The organism is Ruegeria sp. AB10, from assembly GCF_056542745.1.
The window spans coordinates 1-3,499 of record NZ_JBQGAI010000026.1; the positions used below are offsets into that span (position 1 = coordinate 1).

Genomic DNA, 3,499 nt, shown 5'->3' on the forward strand with positions numbered 1-3,499 from the left:
GCGAGTGCCTTTCTGATCAGGCTTTACGTGTTTGCTGCGGTGCGGGAAAGATCTTGGCCAGTTTGCGGAGGTTCTGGGCGGTGGCGGCGAGGAGGAATTCGTCGTTTGCGCCGCATGGGCCACGTAATCGGAGCCGACCCAGGCCGAGAATGCGTTTGAGGTGGGCGAAGAGCATTTCCACCTTCTTTCTGAGCTTCATTGAGATGTCGTACTGGCGGGTCTTGGCAATGTCTCGAGCCACCTGGCGGGCGTCTTCTGTTTCTTCGCGGCTGATCTTGCGGGCATCCGCGTTGGGGCAGCACTTGGTTTTCGATGGGCAGACCTGACAGACCTCTTTCAGAGCGCGATAGCGAGCGGTGCCCTTGCCCGTCGGACCGCGGTTGGGGTCTGAGTAGTTGCGGCGGAACTGCTTGAGGGCGTGACCTTCGGGACAGATGTATTGGTCATTCTCAGCATCCCATTCGAAGTCGGCGCGGGTCCAGGTGCCGTCATTGCGACCGGACTTGTCGAACACCGGGATATGCGGCGCAATCTTGCGATCAACCAGCCAGCCCAGAAGTGGGCCGGTGCCATAGGCGGTGTCCGCGATTAGTCTCTCCGGATGCAGATCGAACCGTTCCTTTACTCGGTTCAACATGGTCTTGGTCGATCCGACCTCAGCCTGACGGATTGATCTGGTGGCTTCGACGTCGATGATAACTCCGTGATCTGTATCGATCAGGTAGTTGTCGGAATAGCTAAAGAATGCAGGGCCTTTGCGGGCTGCGGTCCATTGGCTCGCCGGATCGGAATGCGATGTGAACTTGGGCTGAACCTCGCTGGCAGCGCCGAACGCAGCCTCGTCCAGCGTGTCGAGATACTCGCGGACGGCGCGGGGCGCGTCGGTCGGATCAACGGTTGAGGCGTCCCACTCTTCCTTCGGCGTTGAGTTCTGCTTGTTGGCATCGGCTTCGATCAAGCTTGCATCGATGGCCATACGCTGACCGCTGACGAGGCCTTCCTCAATGCTGTGTGCCACGGTCATCTCGAACAGGTAGCGCAGCAGTTCGCTTTCGCGGAACCGCCCATGCCGGTTCTTCGAGAATGTGGAATGATCCGGCACACGGTCGTTCAGATCGAGCCGACAGAACCACCGATAGGCTAGGTTCAGATGAACCTCTTCACAAAGCCGCCGCTCGGACCGGATCCCGAAGCAGTAGCCCACGAGTAGCATTCGGATAAGCAACTCGGGGTCAACCGAGGGGCGTCCAGTATGGCTGTAGAACTCCGCCAGATGCGACCGGATGCTGCCAAGATCGACGAACCGATCAATCGAGCGCAGCAGGTGATCTTGCGGGACATGATCTTCCAGCGAGAACTCGTAGAACAACGCCGCCTGCGCTTCCTGCCTCGGTCCCATCATCGCCAATTCCTCCCTACAGGACGAATTGAATCAGCGACTTACCACTCAATCAACCAAGAGTTTTTCAACGAAATACGCCGATTCTGTGGAAAAACAACGTGTTGCGGACGCAGAAAGTGGTGTGCTGAACCGAGCGCGAGTGCCTTTCTGATCAGGCTTTACGTGTTTGCTGCGGTGCGGGAAAGATCTTGGCCAGTTTGCGGAGGTTCTGGGCGGTGGCGGCGAGGAGGAATTCGTCATTTGCGCCGCACGGTCCACGTAATCGGAGCCGTCCAAGGCCTAGGATGCGCTTGAGGTGGGCGAAGAGCATCTCAACTTTCTTTCTGAGCTTCATCGCAATCTGGTACTCTTCAGTTTTGGCCAGATCTCTGGCGACCTGGCGCGCATCTTCGTGCTCTTCGCGGGTGATTTTGCGTGCATCAGCGTTGGGGCAGCATCTTTGTTTGGACGGACATACCTGGCAGACTTCTTTCAAGGCGCGATAGCGGGCTGTGCCCTTGCCCGACGGCCCCCGGTTTGGATCAGAGTAATTCCGGCGGAACTGTTTAAGCGCGTGACCCTCTGGGCAGATATATTGATCATGCTCAGCGTCCCATTCGAAGTCTGTGCGTGTCCAGGTGCCGTCGGGGCGTCCGGCCTTGTCGATGACCGGGATGTAAGGATCGATCTTGCGATCCACGAGCCAGCCGAGCATCGGGCCTGAGCCGTAGGCGGTATCGGCGATCATCCAGTCGGGGACGAGGTCGAACTTGTCCTTCACCCGGTCCAGCATCGTCTTTGTCGACCCCACTTCGGCTTGCCGGATGGATCTGGTCGCTTCCACATCCACAATCACGCTGTGATCTGTATCAACGAGGTAGTTATCAGAGTAAGCAAAGAAGGCTGGTGCCTTGTGCGCCGCTGTCCATTGGCTGGCAGGGTCCGAATATGAAATGAACTTAGGCTTGACTGGCGAGGCAGCACCAAACGCGGCCTCATCCAGGGTTTCCAGATATTCCCGAACAGCGCGCGGTGCGGTCTTGGCATCGATCTGTGCAGCATCCCATTCTTCTTGTGACGCTGAATACTGCTTGGTCGCTTCTGCCTCAATCAAGCTGGCATCAATCGCCATACGCTGGCCGCTGACCAAACCTTCTGCGATGCACCGCGCCACTGTCGTTTCGAACACGTGCCGCAAGAGTTCACTCTCGCGGAACCGACCATGGCGGTTCTTGGAAAAGGTAGAGTGATCCGGCACTCGATCAGTCAGATCGAGGCGACAGAACCAGCGATACGCAAGGTTCAGGTGCACTTCTTCGCACAACCGCCGTTCCGACCGGATGCCAAAGCAATAGCCCACCAGCAGCATGCGGATCAGCAACTCGGGATCGACGGAAGGGCGACCAGTATGACTGTAAAAATCCGCCAAATGATTGCGGATACTACTCAGGTCAACAAATCGATCAATCGACCGCAGCAGATGATTGTCCGGGACATGTTCCTCCAGGGAGAACTCATAGAACAGCTCAGCCTGAGTTTCCTGTTTTGGTCCCATCATCATCCAAACTCCCATTCAATAAGAGAATTGAATCAGCCAGATGGCCTTCGATCAAGACAGAGTTTTTCAACAGAATAGGCCTATCAGCAATGACGTTTCAGCCTGTCATACCTACAGGTGGAGTGGTCGGATGGCGGTTTCTCCAGCGGACCTATGAAGCCCAGTTCCAGAGTTTTTCGACGTCAAATGTGAACGAGCGGGAAACACAATATTTTTTGGAGAACATAGGCAACGTCAGCACGGCAGAGGAGCTTGTCTCGGACCGGCGTCTGCTGCAGGTGGCACTGGGTGCTTTCGGGCTCGAGGCAGACCTGAACAACCGCTACTTCATCCAGAAAATCCTCGAAGACGGTACAAAGGCGGAAGATGCCTTGGCCAACCGCCTGAGCGACAAAAGATACCGCGCTTTTTCAGACGCCTTTGGCTTGGGTCCCGGTGAGGTGCGCAAGACTGTCTTGGTGACGGATATGGAGAAGGTCGCCCAGGACAATTTGAAATCCCGGTTCGAAGTTGCGGTCGGGGAAACTGACGACACAATGCGCATTTCTCTCTATGCACAG

The 3,499-nt window shown here is 56.4% G+C and carries 3 protein-coding genes; 1 reads left to right on the top strand and 2 read right to left on the bottom strand.

The window, feature by feature from the left end:
- Positions 1-16 precede the first annotated feature (16 nt).
- Together ACR0NT_RS19460 and ACR0NT_RS19465 are read right to left on the bottom strand one after the other, a co-directional pair.
- Positions 17-1,402, bottom strand: coding sequence for an IS1182 family transposase (locus tag ACR0NT_RS19460; protein WP_170437437.1), 1,386 nt, complete (start codon positions 1,400-1,402; stop codon positions 17-19).
- A gap of 151 nt (positions 1,403-1,553) precedes the next feature.
- On the bottom strand, positions 1,554-2,939 hold the full coding sequence (locus ACR0NT_RS19465) for an IS1182 family transposase (RefSeq protein ID WP_480425708.1): 1,386 nt from the start codon (positions 2,937-2,939) through the stop codon (positions 1,554-1,556).
- Between the two features lie 215 nt (positions 2,940-3,154).
- Between ACR0NT_RS19465 and ACR0NT_RS19470 the strand changes: the two genes are divergently transcribed.
- A partial coding sequence (locus ACR0NT_RS19470; RefSeq protein WP_480443537.1) for a DUF1217 domain-containing protein occupies positions 3,155-3,499 on the top strand: 345 nt, incomplete at its 3' end.

Excerpts from the sequence above, each read along its gene's own strand:
- ACR0NT_RS19465 (WP_480425708.1), bottom strand. The coding sequence starts at position 2,939 with ATGATGGGACCAAAACAGGAAACTCAGGCTGAGCTGTTCTATGAGTTC.
- ACR0NT_RS19460 (WP_170437437.1), bottom strand. The coding sequence starts at position 1,402 with ATGATGGGACCGAGGCAGGAAGCGCAGGCGGCGTTGTTCTACGAGTTC.